At 58.8% G+C, this 19018-nt stretch carries 16 protein-coding genes and 1 pseudogene; 2 read left to right on the forward strand and 15 right to left on the reverse strand.

Annotated features, from left to right (window positions below; all coding sequences use genetic code 11):
- Positions 1–4 precede the first annotated feature (4 nt).
- On the forward strand, positions 5–1564 hold the full coding sequence (locus HMPREF2724_RS04560; RefSeq protein ID WP_070456011.1) for an alpha-(1->6)-mannopyranosyltransferase A: 1560 nt from the start codon (positions 5–7) through the stop codon (positions 1562–1564).
- Here the strand turns inward: HMPREF2724_RS04560 and HMPREF2724_RS04565 are convergent.
- Positions 1561–1941, reverse strand: a complete 381-nt coding sequence (locus tag HMPREF2724_RS04565) for an Rv2175c family DNA-binding protein (RefSeq protein ID WP_235591065.1) — start codon at positions 1939–1941, stop codon at positions 1561–1563. The two genes, HMPREF2724_RS04560 and HMPREF2724_RS04565, sit on opposite strands and share 4 nt — an antisense overlap.
- Before the next feature lie 71 nt (positions 1942–2012).
- Here HMPREF2724_RS04565 and HMPREF2724_RS04570 point away from each other — a divergent pair, with 71 nt between their 5' ends.
- Positions 2013–3377: a protein kinase domain-containing protein gene (locus HMPREF2724_RS04570; protein WP_070456012.1), complete on the forward strand. Its 1365-nt coding sequence runs from the start codon at positions 2013–2015 to the stop codon at positions 3375–3377.
- A gap of 16 nt (positions 3378–3393) precedes the next feature.
- Here the strand turns inward: HMPREF2724_RS04570 and HMPREF2724_RS04575 are convergent, their stop codons facing one another.
- The 14 genes and pseudogenes from HMPREF2724_RS04575 to HMPREF2724_RS04640 form a co-directional block, all read right to left on the reverse strand.
- The gene (locus HMPREF2724_RS04575; protein ID WP_061923528.1) at positions 3394–4782 is read right to left on the reverse strand and encodes a class II 3-deoxy-7-phosphoheptulonate synthase; all 1389 of its coding nucleotides are present in this window, start codon (positions 4780–4782) and stop codon (positions 3394–3396) included.
- 44 nt (positions 4783–4826) lie between these two features.
- Positions 4827–5336, reverse strand: coding sequence for a polyadenylate-specific 3'-exoribonuclease AS (locus tag HMPREF2724_RS04580; protein WP_070587362.1), 510 nt, complete (start codon positions 5334–5336; stop codon positions 4827–4829).
- A 108-nt stretch (positions 5337–5444) separates the two neighbouring features.
- Positions 5445–6662: an acyltransferase family protein gene (locus tag HMPREF2724_RS04585; RefSeq protein ID WP_141748333.1), complete on the reverse strand. Its 1218-nt coding sequence runs from the start codon at positions 6660–6662 to the stop codon at positions 5445–5447.
- Between the two features lie 3 nt (positions 6663–6665).
- Positions 6666–7412 carry a lysophospholipid acyltransferase family protein gene (locus tag HMPREF2724_RS04590; protein ID WP_062043921.1) on the reverse strand — a complete coding sequence of 249 codons (747 nt, stop codon included), beginning with the start codon at positions 7410–7412 and terminating at the stop codon, positions 6666–6668.
- 21 nt (positions 7413–7433) lie between these two features.
- The gene (locus HMPREF2724_RS04595; protein WP_070456014.1) at positions 7434–8387 is read right to left on the reverse strand and encodes an ROK family protein; all 954 of its coding nucleotides are present in this window, start codon (positions 8385–8387) and stop codon (positions 7434–7436) included.
- An 83-nt stretch (positions 8388–8470) separates the two neighbouring features.
- Complete coding sequence (locus tag HMPREF2724_RS04600) at positions 8471–9592, reverse strand: glycosyltransferase family 4 protein (RefSeq protein ID WP_070587365.1); 1122 nt, start codon at positions 9590–9592, stop codon at positions 8471–8473.
- Between the two features lie 10 nt (positions 9593–9602).
- Positions 9603–10696: pseudogene (locus tag HMPREF2724_RS12985) on the reverse strand (NlpC/P60 family protein).
- A gap of 184 nt (positions 10697–10880) precedes the next feature.
- Positions 10881–11504, reverse strand: coding sequence for a C40 family peptidase (locus tag HMPREF2724_RS04610; protein WP_070433295.1), 624 nt, complete (start codon positions 11502–11504; stop codon positions 10881–10883).
- Between the two features lie 826 nt (positions 11505–12330).
- Positions 12331–13953, reverse strand: coding sequence for a cytochrome bc1 complex cytochrome b subunit (locus tag HMPREF2724_RS04615; RefSeq protein ID WP_061923546.1), 1623 nt, complete (start codon positions 13951–13953; stop codon positions 12331–12333).
- Positions 13953–15173 (reverse strand): cytochrome bc1 complex Rieske iron-sulfur subunit, encoded by a 1221-nt coding sequence (locus HMPREF2724_RS04620; RefSeq protein ID WP_061923549.1) that lies wholly within the window; start codon positions 15171–15173, stop codon positions 13953–13955. Before HMPREF2724_RS04620 ends, HMPREF2724_RS04615 begins: the two co-directional genes overlap by 1 nt.
- The gene (locus HMPREF2724_RS04625) at positions 15170–16057 is read right to left on the reverse strand and encodes a cytochrome bc1 complex diheme cytochrome c subunit (protein ID WP_070587368.1); all 888 of its coding nucleotides are present in this window, start codon (positions 16055–16057) and stop codon (positions 15170–15172) included. The genes HMPREF2724_RS04620 and HMPREF2724_RS04625 overlap by 4 nt, the downstream gene beginning before the upstream one ends.
- 71 nt (positions 16058–16128) lie before the next feature.
- Positions 16129–16713 carry an aa3-type cytochrome oxidase subunit III gene (locus tag HMPREF2724_RS04630; protein ID WP_179294365.1) on the reverse strand — a complete coding sequence of 195 codons (585 nt, stop codon included), beginning with the start codon at positions 16711–16713 and terminating at the stop codon, positions 16129–16131.
- Between the two features lie 612 nt (positions 16714–17325).
- Entirely contained in the window at positions 17326–17757 is a 432-nt protein-coding gene (locus HMPREF2724_RS04635; protein ID WP_061923558.1) for an aa3-type cytochrome oxidase subunit IV, read from the reverse strand.
- 23 nt (positions 17758–17780) lie between these two features.
- On the reverse strand, positions 17781–18857 hold the full coding sequence (locus HMPREF2724_RS04640) for an aa3-type cytochrome oxidase subunit II (RefSeq protein WP_070587371.1): 1077 nt from the start codon (positions 18855–18857) through the stop codon (positions 17781–17783).
- Positions 18858–19018: the final 161 nt, after the last annotated feature.

Below are 19018 nucleotides of genomic sequence, written 5' to 3' on the forward strand. Positions count from 1 at the left end.
CACTATGACCGCACCTGAGAAAGGTCACAAGACTTATACCGTGCGCCTGCCCAATGCGCTGCCGGTGGGAATCATCGCCAGCATCATCTTGGCCTTTGCCTCGTTTTCGGGCGGCGCCACGCGCAATCGCGGCGGATTCCTCGAAGCGCTAAACATCGGCTTCTTGGCTTATGGCCACGGCCGCAACGTGGGCATGGTGCTCTACTGGGTCGGCTTGTTTGGCCTCGTTGCGGCCTGGATTTTGGCAGGCCGCCAGGTCATTAATCCGCAGCTGAAGAACCCTCAGCCCAACGGCGGCTTGCGTTCGATCCGCATCATGCTGAGCGCCTGGATTGTGCCTTTGCTCTTTGCCGCTCCCCTGGCCTCGCGCGATGTCTATTCCTATCTGATGCAGGGCGCCATGGTGCGCGATGGCTTCGATCCTTATACGGAAGGCGCGGCGGTCAATCCAGGCCCGTTCCTGCTGGAGGTCTCCCATGACTGGCGCAACACCACTACCCCATATGGCCCGCTGCACTTGTGGATGGCCGAGGCAGTCACGCGCGTAGTCGGGGACAATGTGGCCGCCGGTATCATCATCTACAAGGCGATTTCCCTGCTTGGCTTTGCGGTCATCGCGTGGGCGATTGTGCATCTCACCCGTGCCCTTGGCGGCGATCCTGCCCTAGCGCTGTGGCTTGGCGTGGCCAACCCAGTGGTGGTTTTGCACTTGGTAGCGGGCATGCACAACGAGTCCGTTATGGTGGCTTTGGTATCACTCGGCCTGCTGGCTGCAGTGAAGAAACGCTTCCACATTGGCTTGCTGCTCATTGGCGTCGCGGTGGCGCTTAAAGCCACAGCTATCTTCGCAGCTCCCTTCGTGGTGTGGATGATGGTGCTGCACTATGCGCCGGGCTCGGCCTCGCGCGGGCGCCAGCTTGGTGCTTTTGTGCTCTCCGGCATCGTGGCTTTGGCTGAGGTAGGCCTTGCAGTGGCTGCGATTACCTGGGCTTCGGGCAGCTCCTGGGGCTGGCTTTCGCAGATCAGCGGCAACTCTAAGGTGGTCAATCCCCTAGCTGGCCCTACCTTTGCCGCCGATGTCATGATTCCGTTGATTCAGATCTTCAGCCCGGATACCACCTACAACGGCGTGCTGAACGTACTGCGCACCATTTCGATGGTTTTGATGCTCATCGGCTTGGTGGCCATGTGGTGGCTGGGCCGCGGCAGCGTGCGCCGTGCCATCGCCGGCACTGCGGGCGCCTACCAGGTGGCGTTCCTCTTCAATTCGGTGACGCTGCCTTGGTACTACGCCTCGGTGCTGACGCTGATGGGCACCTTCCGCCCACCGCTGTTGCTGCTGAAGATAACCACCGGCGTTTCGCTGTTTATCGGCGTCGCTTTCTCCGGCGATGGCAACCACCAGCTCTATAACTGGTGGTGGGATATCGCCATGGTCGTTGCCGCGTGGGCTTTAACGCAGTGGATCTTCGCTGGCGTCAGCCCCAAGATCGGCGATGGGCTGCGTAGGAACGCAGCCCAGGAACCCATAAAAGCAGAGTCTGCAGAAAAAGCTACTGCCTAGAAAGCAGAAGCCTGCGCGCGGCGGATAACTTCGCGTGCCAGGTGGCCGTGCAAGGCGTCGATCGGGCGGCCCGGGAGAGTTTCATCTTCGGTGAAAAGATGGATGAAGATCTCCTGGTCACTAAAACCGCCGTCGCTAAGCACGGTGATAACGCCTGAAACATACTTGGAGATAACGCCCTTCTGATTAAAGAAGGCAGCCGGCACCAAGCGGGTACCTTCTGCGTTGCGCCACGCGATGAACTTGCGGGCGCCCAGCAGATCAAACACGCGGGTAATCTGCAGGTCGAGCTTGTCCGCCACCTCTTGCAGCGTCAACAGCTCCTCGCCTTCCAGGAGGGCAGCGATTTCTTCGTTCTTGGCCTGTTCGGAATTCATCTGTGGATTAGTCACAGACACAACCTTAGCCGGATACCACATCGCTGCGTCTATCAGCCATACTGGATTACATGACAAGGCTGGAAGTAGGCGACATTCTCGAGGACCGCTATCGCGTCGATCGGCCGATCGCGCGGGGCGGCATGTCCACGGTTTATCGCTGCGTCGACATGCGCTTAGGCCGTGCGGTGGCGGCGAAGGTAATGCATGAGCACTATCAAGACGATCCGGCCTTTGTGAAGCGTTTCGAGCGCGAGGCCCGCGCGATGGCGCAGCTGCAGCATCCAAACCTCGTGGGAGTGCATGACTTCTCTTCCGATGGCGTGCCGATTTTTCTCATCATGGAACTTATCACCGGCGGCACCTTGCGCGAGCTGCTCGCCGAGCGCGGCCCCATGCCGGCACACGCCGCGGCGGCGGTCATGCGCCCGATGCTCATGGGCTTGGATGAAGTCCATCGCGCGGGTTTAGTCCATCGCGATATCAAGCCAGACAACGTGCTGATTACCGCACAGAGCCGCGTGAAGTTGGGGGATTTTGGTCTAGTGCGGTCGGCCGCAGCGGAGCGGGGCTCGAGCCAGATCATCGGTACGGTGTCGTATCTTTCGCCAGAGCAGGTCACCGGTGAGCCGATTACGGCGGCCTCCGATGTTTATTCCGCCGGCATCGTCCTCTTCGAGCTTCTGACAGGCAGCGTTCCTTTCCGTGGCGCTACCCCATTGGAGCACGCGCAGGCACGCCTGCAGGCAGACGTGCCGGCACCTTCGTCCCGCATTGCGGGAGTGCCGAAGCTTTTCGACGCCCTCGTCGCCACCGCCACGGCGCGAGAGAAGGCCGAGCGCTTTGCCGACGCGGGCGAGTTCTTGGACGCGCTTGACGACGTCACGCGGGAGCTCGCACTCCCCGACTTCACTGTCCCTGTCCCCCGCAACGCTGCCGCCGCCCGCACTGCCGAGCAGCCCACGGATTTCTCCGGCACAGGTGCTACCCACGTCTTCGATGCCACCACGGCGTTGGAAAGCCCGGCGCCCCAGCCGCGGCCTGCCGAAGAAGAACCGGTAACCGAATACGTTCCGCAGCAGCCGCAGCGCGCGCCTCTTAGCTTCGAAACGCGCGCCGATACGCCAGCCGCCCCGCGGCCGGCGGCTTATCCATCGCAGACACGCATCGATCCCTACGCCGGGCAGGTGCCCCCGACTCCGCAAACTCCACCGGCTCCGATGCCGCAGCAGGCGCCGGCTCCTGCCCCGCAGCCGCGCAATCAGCTCTCCCGCATCGCGGAGGAGGAACCAGAAGAGCGCCGGGAGACTAACCGCAGTGTCTTCTCACTGCTGCTTTTCCTGGCGCTCGTGGCACTAGCTACCGTCGCCGTGGCGATCGGCGGCTGGTGGTTTGGCTCAGGCAACTACGGCTTCTTGCCGCAGTTCCTAGCCTAAGTAGCGGTCTTTGCCGCTAGTTGCGCAGCATTTCCGCTATGAGGAAGGACAACTCCAGGGACTGCTGGGTGTTGAGACGCGGGTCCACTGCGGACTCGTAACGACCTGGCAAGTCCAGGTCGGTGATGTCCTCAGCGCCGCCCAAGCACTCGGTGACGTCCTCGCCGGTGAACTCAAGGTGCACGCCGCCTGGGTGGGTGCCCAGCTCGCGGTGGACCTCGAAAAAGCCCTGGACCTCGTCGACGATCTTGTCGAAGTGACGGGTCTTGTAACCATTCGACGCCGTGAAGGTGTTGCCATGCATTGGATCGCACTGCCAGACCACCTTGTGGCCGGAGTCTTCTACTGCCTTGACCACTGCTGGCAAGACGGTACGCACCTTGTCGTGGCCCATGCGGGTGATCATGGTCAGGCGTCCTGGTTCGCGGTTCGGGTCGAGCTTTTCTGCGTACTCCACCGCCTGCTCCGGGGTAACTCCAGGGCCAAGCTTGATGCCCACGGGGTTACCGATGAGCGCGGCGAAGTTGACGTGGAAGTCCTCGAGGCCGCGGGTACGCTCACCAATCCACAGTTGGTGGGCGGAAAGATCATAAAGCTTGGTCTCGCCGTTGGTGTCCACGCCAAGGCGCAGCATGGAACGCTCGTAGTCCTTCAACAGGGCCTCGTGGGAGCAGTAGATCTCAGCAGAACGTAGGGTCTCGTCAGAAACTCCGCAGGCGTTCATGAAAGCCAGGCCGTTTTCGATTTCATCGGCCAGCGCCTGGTAGCGCGCACCAGCCGAGGAGTTTGCCACGAATTCGCGGTTCCACTCGTGCAGGCGGTACAGGTCGGCGGTGCCAGACGAAGTCAACGAACGCACCAGGTTCATGGCAGCCGAAGAATTAGCGTAGGCCCGAATCATGCGGGCTGGGTCGTGACGCCGGGCCTCTTCGGTGGGCTCAACACCGTTGACGATGTCGCCGCGGTAGTTGAGCAAACCTTTTGAGTCCATGTCCGCCGAACGCGGCTTCGCGTACTGACCGGCGATGCGACCCAACTTCACAACTGGGGTCGAAGCGCCATAGGTGAGCACCACTGCCATCTGCAGCAAGGTTTTCACGTTGCCGCGGATGTGCGGCTCGGTATTGGATTCAAAGGTCTCAGCGCAGTCGCCGCCTTGCAGCAGGAATGCCTTGCCGAGCGCGACGTCGGCAAGCTTGCGCTTAAGCTCCTCAATCTCCGGTGCCACGACAATGGGCGGCACGGATTCCAGAATCTTGCGCACGTTATCTGCCTGCGCGCGATCCCAGCTCGGCTGCTGCTTGGCATTGCGTGCGATGGCATCCCGGAATCGCTCCTCGATGCCGGCAGGCAAAGGCGGAAGATCCGGAAGTGCTTCTTTAGGGATATCTACTGTCCAACTCACATGGCTATTTAACCATTAGCCCCCTGCCGCAGGATAGTTTGGGACTAGATAGTTACTTGGTTGGCTCTTGTCAGCGGTAGTGCCTCCATGCAGGCGCGAAACTTGGCTAGGTTATGACGGGCGTCGACAAGCGCGTCGTGATTGCCCTGCGGCACCGGCGGCAACTTTGGGCAGCCGGCGAATTCCCAGTACTGCTTGAGCTCGCGGGTATAGCGCGGGATGCGCTTGGGCAAGCCCGCCATATCGCCCCACAACTGGGCCAAAACCACGTGGTCATAGGCACCCACCCAAGCCCAGAGCTCGACCGGAGTGGAATGCTTGGTGAGAAACTCTATGAGCTCCTCGCGAATGCGATCGCGCGACTTCCAGACGGGATCGCTCGGGGAAGGCAGCTTACCGAGAACGTTCTCGCGCACCCACGCGTTGGCATGCGCGGGGTTGAAGTCGGTAGATACCGCATAAAATTCGCTGCCATCTTCGCCGACGATGCCAATGGAGACCAGCTCGATGGTCTTTCCATTCTCAATAAACTCGGTGTCATAGAAGTAGCGCACGGGGCCTAATCTTACTTGGCTTCCCTCCCCCAGCATGCCTTGGGGTCTGGGGTGCAAGAGGCGGTGCTTGGCGACGCCGCCCGACCCCCGCTCCCACGCATACACCTGCTAGTCGCGGCGGCGTGCGCTGCAGCAGGGGGCCCGCTCGCAGCGGTGGGCCTTTGGGTCTTGCCGCGGAGTGTTTTCCGGATGATAATCCTGCTGTGCAGGCGCGTCGATGAGATGCGAGATGTCCGGCGGTTTGAGCAGCCAGCCTACAATCGGCACGCGCCCCAGCGCCCATAGCGCCAGAGAGGCAATGGCGGCAAAGACGAAGCAGGCGATCAACCAGAACCAGGTGTTATCCAGCAAGTGCTCGCCGTGCAGGGTGACCTCATGTGGGAACCAAGCCATGAAGAAGCCATAGCCCACTGTAAGGCCGATGGGATGCGCCAAGTAGATGGGCAGCGTGTGCGAGCCTATAAAGCGCAATCCCTTGGACAGGACTGGGACATAGGAGACCCAAATCGCAAGCACAATGCCCAGCGGGACCTCCAAGGCCTGTTCCACGAAGCGGACCAAGATGTGCACCTCGTTAGAGGTCAGGTACTCCGCACCGGGCAGCGGCCACGGAATGAAGACCTCCTCGGGATAAGAATCCCAAGCACGGCGGAAAAAGGAGCCGCAGAGGTAAGCCACAATGGTGCCGCCGTAGAAAAAGGCGGTGGAAAGGCCAAAGTGTCCCTTGAAAGGTGCCTCGATTTCGGAGGCGAAGCGGGTAATCCAGTCCCGGAAGAAAGCCGCGGCTACGAACATCGGCAGGAACATCATTGCCTTGGCAATGAAGGTAAAGTGCGCCTGCCACGCCATGAACAACAGCGGCGTAAAGCTTAAAAGCACGGCCAGCCAGCCGGGCAGCTTGCGTACGCACCACAAGAAGATGTTGAAGAAGATCAGAGAATGGATAAACCAGGCCATCGTGTGGCCAAAGACCATGTTGAACAACATCTCATTGCGATCAAAGATGTCGCTTTCAAAGACCCAGTGTAATTCGAGGCGTTTTACCTGCAATTCCACGGCCATCCACACCACATAGGGCACGATGAAATACCACAGGCGGCGCGCGAAAAGCTGCGGGAAGGTGAAGTTAAAAACCTTCGTAGAAAAGTAGCCGCTGACGAGGAAGAAGAGGGGCAAACGCAGCGGGTCTAGCCAGAGGTTGAGTGCCGCGAGTCGGGTCTCGCTGGATTCGGGAACAGTGAGCGTGACGTGCAAAAGAACAACGCCAAGGATGGAAACACCCTTGGCGATGTCAGGCCACGCTAATCGAGCCTTAGGGGAACTCACCGCCTAGTGCGCCTCGTATTTTGGTTCCGCGCCTGCAGGATAGCCCTTGCCTGCTTGCAGGGAGGCTTTGACCTCAGAGGCATAGACATCGACATATGGCTGGCCGGAAAGCTCGGCCAATTCCTGCATAACGTAATCGGTGAAAGCACGAATGGTGCCATGCTCATTCGGGTCCAAACCGCGTTCCGCTGCCCACTCATGCGGATCGATCGGCTCGGCAACGCGCATGCCGACTTTAGTCGGACGCGGCACCCAGCTGCCGATCGGATTGGCCTTGCGGGTACCGATCATGGCGATCGGGATGACCTTCTTCCCAGTGGTCATGGCGATGCGCCCCATACCAGTACGACCTTTGTAGATGCGGCCATCAGGAGAACGGGTGCCCTCCGGGTAGATGCCAAACAGGTCTCCCCTATTCAGAATCTGCTGTGCGGATTCCAGCATGGCATCGCTGGCGTTGTCACTGTCGCGCTCGACGGGGACCTGGCCGACCGAGCTGAAGAACCACGCTTGCGCGCGGCCCACCAAGCCCGGAGTGGTGAAATACTCGCTCTTGGCCAAGAAAGTGATCTGACGCGGGCACATCAGCGGGAAGAAGAAAGAGTCCATCACCGCTTGGTGCGTGGAGACAAGAATCGCTGGGCCTGCAGTGGGAATGTTATCCATGCCTTCAGTCCACGGGCGGTTCCACAACCGCAAGGCAGGACCGAAAAAGATGTTCTTAAATGCCCAGTACCACTTGTTTCGCATCGCGTTGTCCCTGTCGTTTAATTAACCTACGGCAAGCCCATTGCGGGCTAGGTCAGCTACGCCAATCATACCCGCCGCTGAGCCCAGATCTGCGGTGGCCACGCGGGCCAGCGGGCGATGCCCCGCCCCTACTATTTGGCGCGCCATGTTCTCGCACGCGGTGTCTAGGTAAAGATCCGCATCATTGGCGACGCCGCCGCCAATCACGATCAGCTCGGGATCCAAGACGTCTGCCACGATGGAAAGGCCCTGGCCCAGCCAGGTTCCGAAGTGCTCCATGACGGCTAGGCCGAGAGGATCGCCGGCGCGTGCGGCGGTGGTGATTTCTACTCCCTCGGCACCTACTGGCAGCGTGGTGGAATAGCTTGGGCGCAGCTCCTCACAGGTATCGGGCAATGCGGTACCGGAGGCATAGCGTTCTAGGCAGCCGCGCTTGCCGCAGGAGCACTCGCGTCCACCCGGGACCACGGTAAGGTGGCCGAATTCTGGGGCCGTGCCGAACGCGCCGCGGTAAATCTTGTCCTCGGTCATCAAGGTTGCGCCAATGCCGGTGCCGACAGAGAAGAACACCCAGTCCTTGGCGCCGCGACCGGCACCGAAGCGCCACTCTCCCCACGCTGCGGAGTTAGCGTCATGCTCGAGGCGTACGGGTAGACCGAGCCGCTTGCTCAAAATTTCGCGCACCGGCGCATCGCGCCACGGCAAGTGCGGGGCAAAGCGCACGGTTTCGCACTGGGGATCCAAAAAGCCGGCGAGTGCCAAGCCGACTGCGGAGATCTCATTCTTCTCACGCAGGGTGTCTACGGCCTGGACGATGTCATCTTCTAGCTGGCGGGCGCTATCCGCGGTTGGCACGCTCACCGAATCAACAATGTCGCCCTCCGCGCTGATGGTCGCCGCGCGTAGGTTGGTGCCGCCGATGTCGAATCCAATGGTGAATCCGGAGTCCGCGGCAGGTTGAGCGTGTTCAAGCATGCACAACAGGATATACCCCCGCCGGGGTATTGGTCACATTCTGCATGTTCGAGCGGAATCGATAAAGAAATTAATCTCTGTCACTAAGCCAAGATTTCACGCAGGCGCCCACCCATGATTTCCCACGTCCATGCCGTCTCCACATGGTTGCGGCCAGCCTGGCCCATGCGGCGGGCGCGAGGAGCATCGCCTAGCAAGGCGCACAATGCCTCCTCCAATTCGGCAACACTTGAACCGCGCACCACGATGCCGGTGTCATCCGTGACGGTCTCCGGTGCGCCGCCGGAGTCACCGGCAATGACGGGCACGCCGCAGGCCTGGGCCTCAAGGTAGACGATGCCCAGGCCCTCGACGTCGAGGCCTCCCCCACGGGTACGCGCGGGCATGGCAAAGACATCAGCGGCGTGCAGGGCCATCTGCAGTTCCGTAGTGTCTTTGGCCTCGCGGATGATGACGTCGGGGGCATAGATTTCGGCGAGCCGCTCTAAAGCTTTCCGGTAGCGGCCGCGACCAATGATGAGCAGTTGTGCATTGGGAAATTGCGCGCGAACCTTCGGCAGAGCTCGCAGCAGCTGGTCTTGCCCTTTGCGCGGGACCAAGCGGGAAATACACGTGATGACGGGACCATCTGACAAACCGAAGTGCGCACGCGCAGCCTGCTTTTTCTGCTCATCGGCCGGCTGAAAATCCTCCAGGCTCACCGCAGAGGGAAGATGCACCCACTTCGGCCCAGGGCCAAAGGGCGCTTGCAAGCGACGCAGCGTGTAGTCGGAGATATACGTAATAACATCAGCGTGCTCTCCGATACGCCGCAGCGCCTGACGGGCAACCGGAAGCATGGACCACCCCACCTCATGACCGTGAGTAGTGGCCACAACCTTGGTCGCGCCGGCTTCCTTGGCAGCCTTACCCATCAATGCAAGAGGGGCTGCCGCACCGAACCAAACGATGTCGATGTCATAGGCCTTGATAAGCCGCTGCATCTCGCGCACGGTTGCCGGAGTAGGCAGCATAATGCGCCGCGGCCAACGGATGACCTGGTAGGGCTGGGCGGCATCGTAAAGCGCGGCGGCCTCAGCATCCTGCGTCGAGGCAAAGACGACAAGCTCGGAAGGATCCAGGGTGGAGACGAAGTCCCGTAGATATGACTGAATCCCGCCAATCGTGGGCGGGAAGTCATTGCTAACCAGTAGTGTGCGCGCCATGCGCCCTACTCTAGTAGCGCACCGCTCCTTGGATCGGCATAGAGTCCACCGGAACAACCTGAACCGGCACGCCATAGGTCGAAGCATGTACTACCTTGCCATCGCCGACGTACATACCGACGTGGGTAACTCCTGGGTAATAACCGATGATGTCACCGGGCTCGAGCTGATCGAGTGGGACTTGGGTGCCACCTGCGAGCTGCGCCTGCGAGGTACGCGGAATGGACTTGCCCATCTGCTGATAACTCCAAAGCATAAGACCTGAGCAGTCAAAGACGTCAGGGCCCGTAGCACCCCAGCCATACGGCGCACCCAAGCGGGTAAGGGCAGCTTCGACGGCCTTGGAACCGGAACCGTCGGACAAGGCAGCAACGTCGACGTCCTTAGCACCGAAGCGGCCCACAAAGGCAGCGCGCTGCGCCTCGTTTAGGCTATCGACCTTTCCTCGATCTCCTTCTTCTGTGTTTCGAGCTCTTCCTGCTCCTTGAGAAGGCGATCCCGCTGCTGTTCAAGCTCCACAGCCTTATCTTGTGCGGCCTTTACGGCAGCGGCGGCCTCGTCTTGCAGTCCACGAGCGACGTCGGCGGCCGCAGCCTTGTCATCAAGATTGCGTTGCGCGGTGCGCGAAAGCGCGCCAAGGTAGCCCATACGTTCAACAGCGGTGCCAGGATCTGCGGAATCCAAAGCGGCTGCGACGGCACTGGTGGAATCACCGCGGTAACGCGACTGGGCGATGCCGTTGATGCGATCTTGTTGGTCTGTTACGGCAACAGCTGCAGCATCCGCTTTTATGCGCGCGTCATCGGCGCGCTTCTGGAGTTCTTCTACTTCCTTTTCGGTAGCGGCCAGTGCATCCTCGGAAGCCTTGACTTCCTCGTTCTTGGCGGCCACGCGCTGGGCGACGTCCGCGACACGGTCAACCAACTTCTGCAGGTCCTCGCTCTCAGGACTACCAGGTTCCTCCGCGGGCGCTGCGGCAGCCGGTGCTTCCTGGACTTGCTCGACCTCTTGTGCCGTCGCGGGAGGCACGACCGCCACGCCCCAAGCAGTGGATACGGTAAGCGCTGCGGCCAATGCCGCGTAGAAAGTGCGGCGGGCCCGCAAAGTGGAAGAAAGCACGGTAGTAGTTCCCAAACTTAAAAAATAATAATAGACCGCTTAATACTAGCGCATATCTCGCGCTGAAAGCGAGTACACGAACAACAAACCATAAAACCACAAATAGCCCCTGCCGTCCATAAATAAATGGAGGCAAGGGCCAGTAATGCCGAAGGCAGCTGCTTAAGCCTTAGAAGCGAACTGCGGAGTGGATCGGCATGTAATCCAGAGGGCGCTCCTGAACCGGGACACCGGAGTTCAAAGCATCGATGATGGTGCCGTTGCCGGTGTAGATACCGACGTGGGATGCACCAGAGTAGTAGACGATGATGTCGCCCGGCTGCAGAGCATCCAGGGAGACCTGCTTGCCAGCAGCAGCCTGAGCCTGGGAAGTACGTGGGATCTCAACGCCAGCCTGGCGGTATGCCCAAGAGGTCAGACCGGAGCAGTCGAATGCGCTCGGGCCGTTTGCACCGTAAACGTACGGTGCACCAATGACGGAGCGTGCAGCTGCGAGAGCCTTCTGGCCCGCAGACTGTGCCGGAGCAGCGGCCGGAGCCGACGCCTGTACGGACGCAGCGTAGTTTACGTTCTCCTGTTGCAGGGACGGAACATACTGCTGAATGTTCGGAACCTGGTTGATGTTCGGGACGTTCTCCAGGCCCGCAACCTCGAAGCGGTAGTCGGTGTTAGGAATGACTACCTCGGCACCCTGTGCAACTGCTGGGACTGCAACTGCTGCGGACGCTGCAGCAACTGCGGTGGTTGCAATACGGCGGGTAGTGATTGCGCCCTGACGACGGTGCTTAGCCACGAATTAAACTCCAAATCTTCCTGTGTGCCTACTTCGAATGAGCACGCGTAATTACTTCGCAGAAATACTGGAAGTAAAGATTCACGCTCTGGTTCACCATTTCTGCAAACCATTCGGAGCTCTGACCCGGGGCGGGCCTAGCGTTCGTTGATGCTTCGTTCCTGTAGGAGCATCTCCACTCGGCCCCCGGTTTAGGAGGGGCCAGATGCGGCACTTAAATCTTCAGTTCGTTATTGAGCACCACTTCGTCGGTAACTCAATGTCTCAAATAGGTTACGAAACTGTCACGGCCAATGTCGAATCACCGACCCAAAACCACGGCCGTTATCGTCCCGTTATCTTCCATTGACGTTTCCGAAATGTTTCAGACCTTTAACCGGGGAACGCTCCCCGTTATCACTTTGAGACAAAGCCTAACCTGCGAAAATAATGGCCGCTAATGCCGTTTGCGGGAAACTCATTATCATCAACTTTTGAACCAAATTTAGCGTAAAAAATTGAGACAGTGACCTTCCTCACAGCTCAGTTTTGGGCCAGAATTGGAGGCTCACCAGCCCCAATTTTCACACACATTTGAACTCAGTTTTGGCGAGTTTATGCGCTCGGAGAATGCGCTACTTCCCCCCTTAAAGCGTGCTCTTTATCCCCAGAGCTCTCTCCTTAAAGACTGAATGGATTGCTTCCTATATATCTAAAGAGTAGAGAACGGCAAGCAACACAGGCGCCTAGCGGGCCGATGTGGGGATCACTAAAGCCCCCGCCTCTCCTACTAGCAGTAGGAAAGACGAGGGCTTGTGAGCGAGTTTCAGGCTCTTATATAGAAGCCTTAGATGCGGCCGTGCTCTTCGTCTTCGCGACGGTTTGCCTCGTTGAGGCGGCGGAACATTTCTGCCTCCTCAGCGTGGTTCTCCTCGTGAATTTCGTGGACACGGTGCATGAGTGCGGAGTCATCCGGGGAGAAAATACCCTGGGTCTCAGAGTCAGCGAAGCCGAGCTGGTTGAGCTGCTTCGGAACCTGAGCACCAGCGTACTCCAGCGGAACCGGGTGCCCGTGCTCGTCGACCGGGCCAAGCGGCTGGTGGACCTCGATGAAGGCACCATTCGGCAGCTGCTTGATAACACCGGTCTCGATGCCGTGCTCCAGGACCTCGCGGTCAGATCGCTGCAGACCAACGCAGATGCGGTAGGTAACGAAGTAAGCGATTGGAGGCAAGACGATGAGGCCGATACGACCAACCCAGGTCATTGCGTTCAGCGAGATCTGGAAGAAGTGTGCGACGTGGTCGTTACCACCGGACAGGGTCACCAGCAGGAAGAAGGTGATCGCCATTGCGCCGATAGCGGAACGAACCGGAACATCGCGCGGACGCTGCAGCAGGTTGTGGTGAGCGTCATCGCCAGTGAACTTCTTCTCCAGGAACGGGTAAGCAAACAGCAGCACGACCATCGCACCACAAAGCAGTGCAACCCAGAATGCGGAAGGAATGGTGTAGTTGCCCAGGTACAGCTCCCATGCCGGCATGACACGAGCAACACCGTCAGTCCACAGCATGTAGATATCCGGCTGGGAACCAGCGGAGACCTGAGACGGGTTGTACGGGCCAAGCAGCCAGATGGCGTTGATGGTCAGCAGACCAGACATCAAAGCCAGAACGCCAGCAACCATCATTCCCATGCCGATTGCCTTCGTAGCGAAGACCGGCATAATGCGGACACCGACAACGTTGTTTTCTGCGCGGCCTGGTCCAGGGAACTGGGTGTGCTTCTGGAACCAAACCATAATGAGGTGAGCGGCAACCAGACCCAGGATGATGCCCGGGATAACCAGAACGTGCAGGATGTAGAAACGGTCCAGCATGAGGTCGGACGGGAAGTCGCCGCCGAAGATTGCCCAGTGCAGCCAGGTGCCGATAATAGGCAGGCCCAGGATGATAGCAGACATGATTCGCAGACCAACGCCGGAGAGCAGATCGTCCGGAAGGGAGTAGCCGAGGAAGCCCTCAACCATGCCCAGGAGAATCAGTGCACAACCGATAATCCAGTTAGCCTCACGCGGGCGACGGAACGCACCGGTGAAGAAGATGCGGAGCATGTGAGCAACCATGGACATCATGAACATCAGGGCTGCCCAGTGGTGCATCTGGCGGATAAACAGGCCGCCGCGAACCTCGAAGGAAAGATCCAGCGCAGTTGCGTAAGCGCGGGACATCTCAACGCCGTTCAGCGGGGTGTATGCACCGTCGTAGATGACCTTCGTGATGGAAGGGTCGAAGAACAGTGCCAGGTAGATACCGGTCAGTAGCAGGATGATGAAGCTGTAAAGAGCCATCTCACCGAGCATAAAGGACCAGTGGGTCGGAAAGACCTTGTTCAGCTGGGTTCGCAGTACTCCGGCTGCGGAGTAGCGCGAATCCATGTTGTTGCCCATCTTGGCAAGTTTGTTACTCATTATGACTTACGCTCCCAGAATGCAGGTCCGACAGGCTCGATGAAGTTGCCCTTGGCAACGAGGTAGCCCTCTTCGTCCACGCCGATCGGCAGCTGCGGCAGCGCACGGGCTGCAGGTCCGAAGACCGGCTTGCCGTAGTGCAAAGCGTCGAACTGCGACTGGTGGCACGGGCACAGAATGCGGTTGGTCTGAGCCTCGTACAGAGAGGTCGGGCAACCAATGTGGGTACAGATCTTGGAGTAGGCGTAGTAGTCGCCGTAGTGGAAGTCTTCCTGACCAGCACGCTCAATTGCCTTCTGCGCATCGGAGTGACGCAGGCGGATGAGCATCACGGCGTTGCGGTTGCCGTGAATGGAGTGCATGTGGTTTTCGTAGACGTCCTTTTCCTCAGACCACAGGTCACCATCGTTGACGTCTTCCGCAGCGAGCGGGAAGACAGTCTCCATGCCGCCGGCAGCGAGGTCCTCAGGACGCACGCGAACCAGACGAGCGAGGCCACGGGTGGTGTAGTGGGTACCGGACTCACCCTCGTGCTTTTCCGCAATAGTAGAGGTATCGCGAGCCAGGTAGAGCTTCACGCCCTTCTCGTGCATGGTCCAACCGGAGGTCCACAGAGTGCCGTCGCCAGCGTAGTTAAGCTCGTGGCGCTTCTTCCATGGGTTGTTGATTGCGCCGCCCAGCGGAGCAATAACGGACAGACCAAACAGAACGCCTGCGCCGCCGAGCAGACCCATGATGGTTTTGCGACGACCCAGAGTGGAGGTCTTCCAAGAATCGTTCAGAAGAGCGGTCAGGGTGCGGCGGTCGACTTCCTCGGAAGGGCCGTCGTGACGACGCTGAACGGAAATCTCTTCTGGCAGAATCTTCTTAACGTACTGAACGATGGCAAAGCCCAGGGCCAAAATAGCCAGGCCAGCGGTAACACCCAGCAACGGGGTGTAAAGAGTATGCCACCAGATGCCGTCCTCTCCCAGCATCTTGTACTGCCAAGGCCAGAAGAGGTAAACGCCAAGGAAGGCGATACCAGCGATGACAGACAGTGCCAGCCAGAAGGTGACGTTACCGGCGGCGCGCTTTTCAGCTGGGTCGCCATCGACCGGGAAACGCTCCTTACGGAACGCAACGGTTACGTCGTCGAGCTCGGTGCCGAGAGCGGCGAGCTCATCGTTGCTCATCTTGTCGAGCTCTGCGTTGGTGTAGTTCTTCTTTACATTGCTCATGAGCGCGATCCAATCCACATAGCGGCAACGCACAAAGCGCTGATGCCGATGATCCACATTGCGAGACCCTCAGCAACCGGGCCCAATCCACCAAGGTCCCAGCCTGCTGGAGACGGGGTTTCCTTTGCAGACTTGAGGTAGGCGATGATGTCCTTCTTCTCGTCTGCGGAAAGCTGACGGTCGGAGAACTTAGGCATGTTCTGCGGACCAGTCAGCATTGCCTGGTAGATCTCCTGCTCGTTGGCCGGAGCCAGCGGCGGAGCGTACTTACCGGAGGACAGCGCGCCGCCCTGGCCGGTGAAGTTGTGGCAGGATGCACAGTTCATGCGGAACAGCTCGGAACCCTTAGCTACGTCCTCGGCCTGAATCTGGCCGTTGTAGTTAGCGCCACGAAGAGATTCCTGAGCAATGGTGCCGTCTTCGTTGTAGACGATGTCAGCGCCGCCACCATTTGCTGCAACATAAGCTGCAAGCGCCTGGGTCTGCTGCTCGGTGTAACGCGGGGTCTTGCGCTCAGCCTGTGCGTCGTTGGACATCATCGGCATGCGGCCGGAGTGTACCTGGAAGTACACGGAGCCAGCACCGATGCCAACGAGGGACGGGCCGCGGCCCTCGATGCCCTGCAGGTTGGCACCGTGGCAGGTGATACAAGCAACGTCGTAGATGTCCTTGCCCTCTTGAACGAGAGCCTGGTCATCCTTCTGAGCGGTTGCGATCTGCGCGTCTGGGGTCAAGGCGGAAGCCAGGACACCAGCACCAGTCAGACCGATGCTCAGAGCGAAGCCGCCGGCAAGAGTGCGCTTCGCCTTGCGGCGACGGCGGGTCTTCTTAGCCGCGGCAGGGGTCTCTTCCACTGCGGCGGTTTGCTGAATGTTATCCATCATTTTCCTTTAGATAACTCGTACACGGAAATGGATGGCTGTAGGCCGAGAGCCTGCTCCCGGGCTCCTACGGCCTACTGGACTAGGTAGATGACTACGAACACGCCAATCCAGACAACATCGACGAAGTGCCAGTAGTAGGACACTGCCATCGCTGCGGTTGCCTGTGCTGGCGTGAACTTGGACTTAGCAATACGCGCCAGAATGATCGCGAAGGAGATAAGGCCTGCAGTCACGTGTGCAGCATGGAAGCCGGTCAGGATGTAAAAGACCGAACCGAAGACGCTGGACTGAACAGTCACACCGTGCGTGATCAACTCTGTCCACTCAAATGCCATGATGCCCAAGAAGACAACACCCAACAGCAAGGTCACTGAGTACCAGAGTCGGAGCTTGTATACGTCACCCCTTTCTGCTGCGAATACGCCGAACTGGGAGGTCACGGAAGACGAAATCAGCACGGCCGTGATGATGAATCCCATCGGCACGTTGATATGGGCGGTATGCTCCGCCCAGTCGCCTTCCTGGCCGTTTGCACGCGAGGTGAACCACATCGCGAACAGTCCGGCAAAGAACATCAATTCCTGAGACAGGAACACGATGGTGCCAACGCTGACCATGTTGGGTCGGTTCAGCGCGGCAACACGTGGTGCTGCCATACCTTGGTTTGAAACTACGCTCGTCACGCATAACAGTATGGCCGGTCAGAGACGCGAAGTCACTTCAATTCCCCCCGATTTTTTGAAGCTACTTTTCGCCATGCCACAGCGCTTTGCCAGCAAAGGTTAATTTTGGAGAAAAATCGGCAGCTAGCGGGAACTTTTACTACTGCTTTACGACGTCCCATCCGTGCAGGTAAACAGCTTATTGGCCGGTTGACCGCCGAAAAGGCCGCGAAATCGCCGGAAAAATTGAACACTTAAGATGCGCTTTGCAACCGAATTGAGCGATTAGCTCGATGATATAAATCACAAAACGGTCGCTGCTGAAAATAGCAGGTTTCCAACTTTCGGTTGACCCCCGCGAAAATAGCCCCTAACGTGCCATTACTCGGTGATATAGCGCGCGTTGAGAGCAGCTTTCACCCCCGTCTCCTCCCCCGCCACATCCGCTTTAGAAACTCTTTTAGATTTTGTGGGAACTTTTGAAACCTTCCATCCGACGCGGAGATCGCCAAAGTCCCCCACCACGGAAAGTGATGGGGGACGCGAGAAGTTTTAGGCGGGCGTTAGTGACCGCCGGGATAGGCCGCCACTAACGCGCAAGGAAAATTAGTGCTTTTCCTTCGGCAGACCGTACTGCAGGGACAGACCGGTAACGGAAGCCACCAAGCAAGCAGCGCCGAGAACGATGAGCCAGAAGTACAGGAAGATGATGCCCAGACCAAGCAGCGCGATGGAGCCGGTCATAGCCAGCGGCCAGATGGAACCCGGGGAGAAGAAGCCGAGGATGCCAGCGCCGTCCTCAGTCTCTGCCTCTTCCCAGTCCTCAGGAGCGACGTCGACGCGGGAATCGGTGAAGCTGATGTACACGCCGAGCATGATGCACAGCAGGAACGCCAGGGTAAGGCCGACGATGCCTGCCCACTCCGGACCGTACAGGTAGCCGTCATCCTTCACGAAGTTCACGCCGAGGACGTAAACAATCAGGGAAACAAACAGGTAGGTCGCAATCGAGTAGAAGACCTTAGATGTTGCACGCATTGTGAAATTCAGTCCTTTTCTACTTATGCCTTCGGGGTGTCAACGAAGTTGTCACCGGTGCGGGGATCGCGCTGAGAGTTGAACGGAGAGGTGGTCACTGCGTAAGGATCCTGGCCGATGTGCTCAAGAGCCTCAGCGTTGGTTGCCTCCGGGTTCTGCTCACGGAACTTCAGGTACTTATTGAAGTCATCGCGGTTAACAACACGGATCTCGAAGTTCATCATGGAGTGGTAGGTACCGCACATCTCGGCACAGCGGCCAACGAATGCGCCTTCCTCATCAATCTTCTCAATCTGGAAGCGACGCTCCTGAGCGTTAGCCTCTGGGTGCGCGTAAACGTCGCGCTTGAAGAGGAATTCCGGAACCCAGAATGCGTGGGAGACGTCACCGGAAGCGAGACGGAACTCAATCGGGGTCTCGGAAGGAAGAACCAGAACCGGAACTTCCTCGGTGGAGCCAACAGTCTCGATCTTGTTGAAGTTCAGGTAGGAGATGTCCCCCATGGACTTGCCGTGAATTGGGTTCGGGTTCTCCACGCCCTCCGGGTCAACGGAGGATTCTTCAGCAATCTTCTTACGCTCGGTGTCCTCGCCGTTGTAGTTCTCGCCGTCTACCTTGTTCTCGGCGTAACCGAACTTCCAGTTCCACTGGTAAGCGGTGACATCGACGGTAACCTCTGGGTTCTTATCCAGTGCGGTGACCTTCTGCTGCGCCTGAACGGTAAAGAAGAACAGGCCCATGATGATAAGAATTGGCACGATGGTCAGAGTCATCTCCAGCGGCACGTTGTACTGCAGCTGCTTAGGGAACTCGCCCTTGCCATCCTTTTCAGCCTTCTTCGCGTTCCACTTGAAGATGGCGGTGAGGAAGAGCCCCCACATGATGAAACCAACAATCCATGCTGCAACCCAGACCCAAATCCAGAAGTTGTACATAGACTCCGCCTCAGGGGTAATGCCCTTTGGCCAACCAAAGCCCAAGAGGTTCTCAACGGCGGTTGGAGCTTCTACGTCACAACCAGCCAATGCGAAGCCGCCAAGAGCGATTGCGCCAGCTAGGCCCGCCTTACGGGCAAAGTTGCGCTGCTTACGCTGTCCCACGTGTGTTCTGCCTTTCTGTCCACACAAACTTCTCGAATACTCACAGAGCATTCCTATCCAATCAGGATAGTGGATGGAGCCTGCGTTTCTTAAGCATTTGATAGCTTCACAGGCCTTCCGAAACACTCTGCAAACTGCGAACGCACTGCATGTTACCGGCC

It is taken from the genome of Corynebacterium sp. HMSC071F07 (genome assembly GCF_001810285.1).
GTDB lineage: Bacteria > Actinomycetota > Actinomycetes > Mycobacteriales > Mycobacteriaceae > Corynebacterium > Corynebacterium simulans.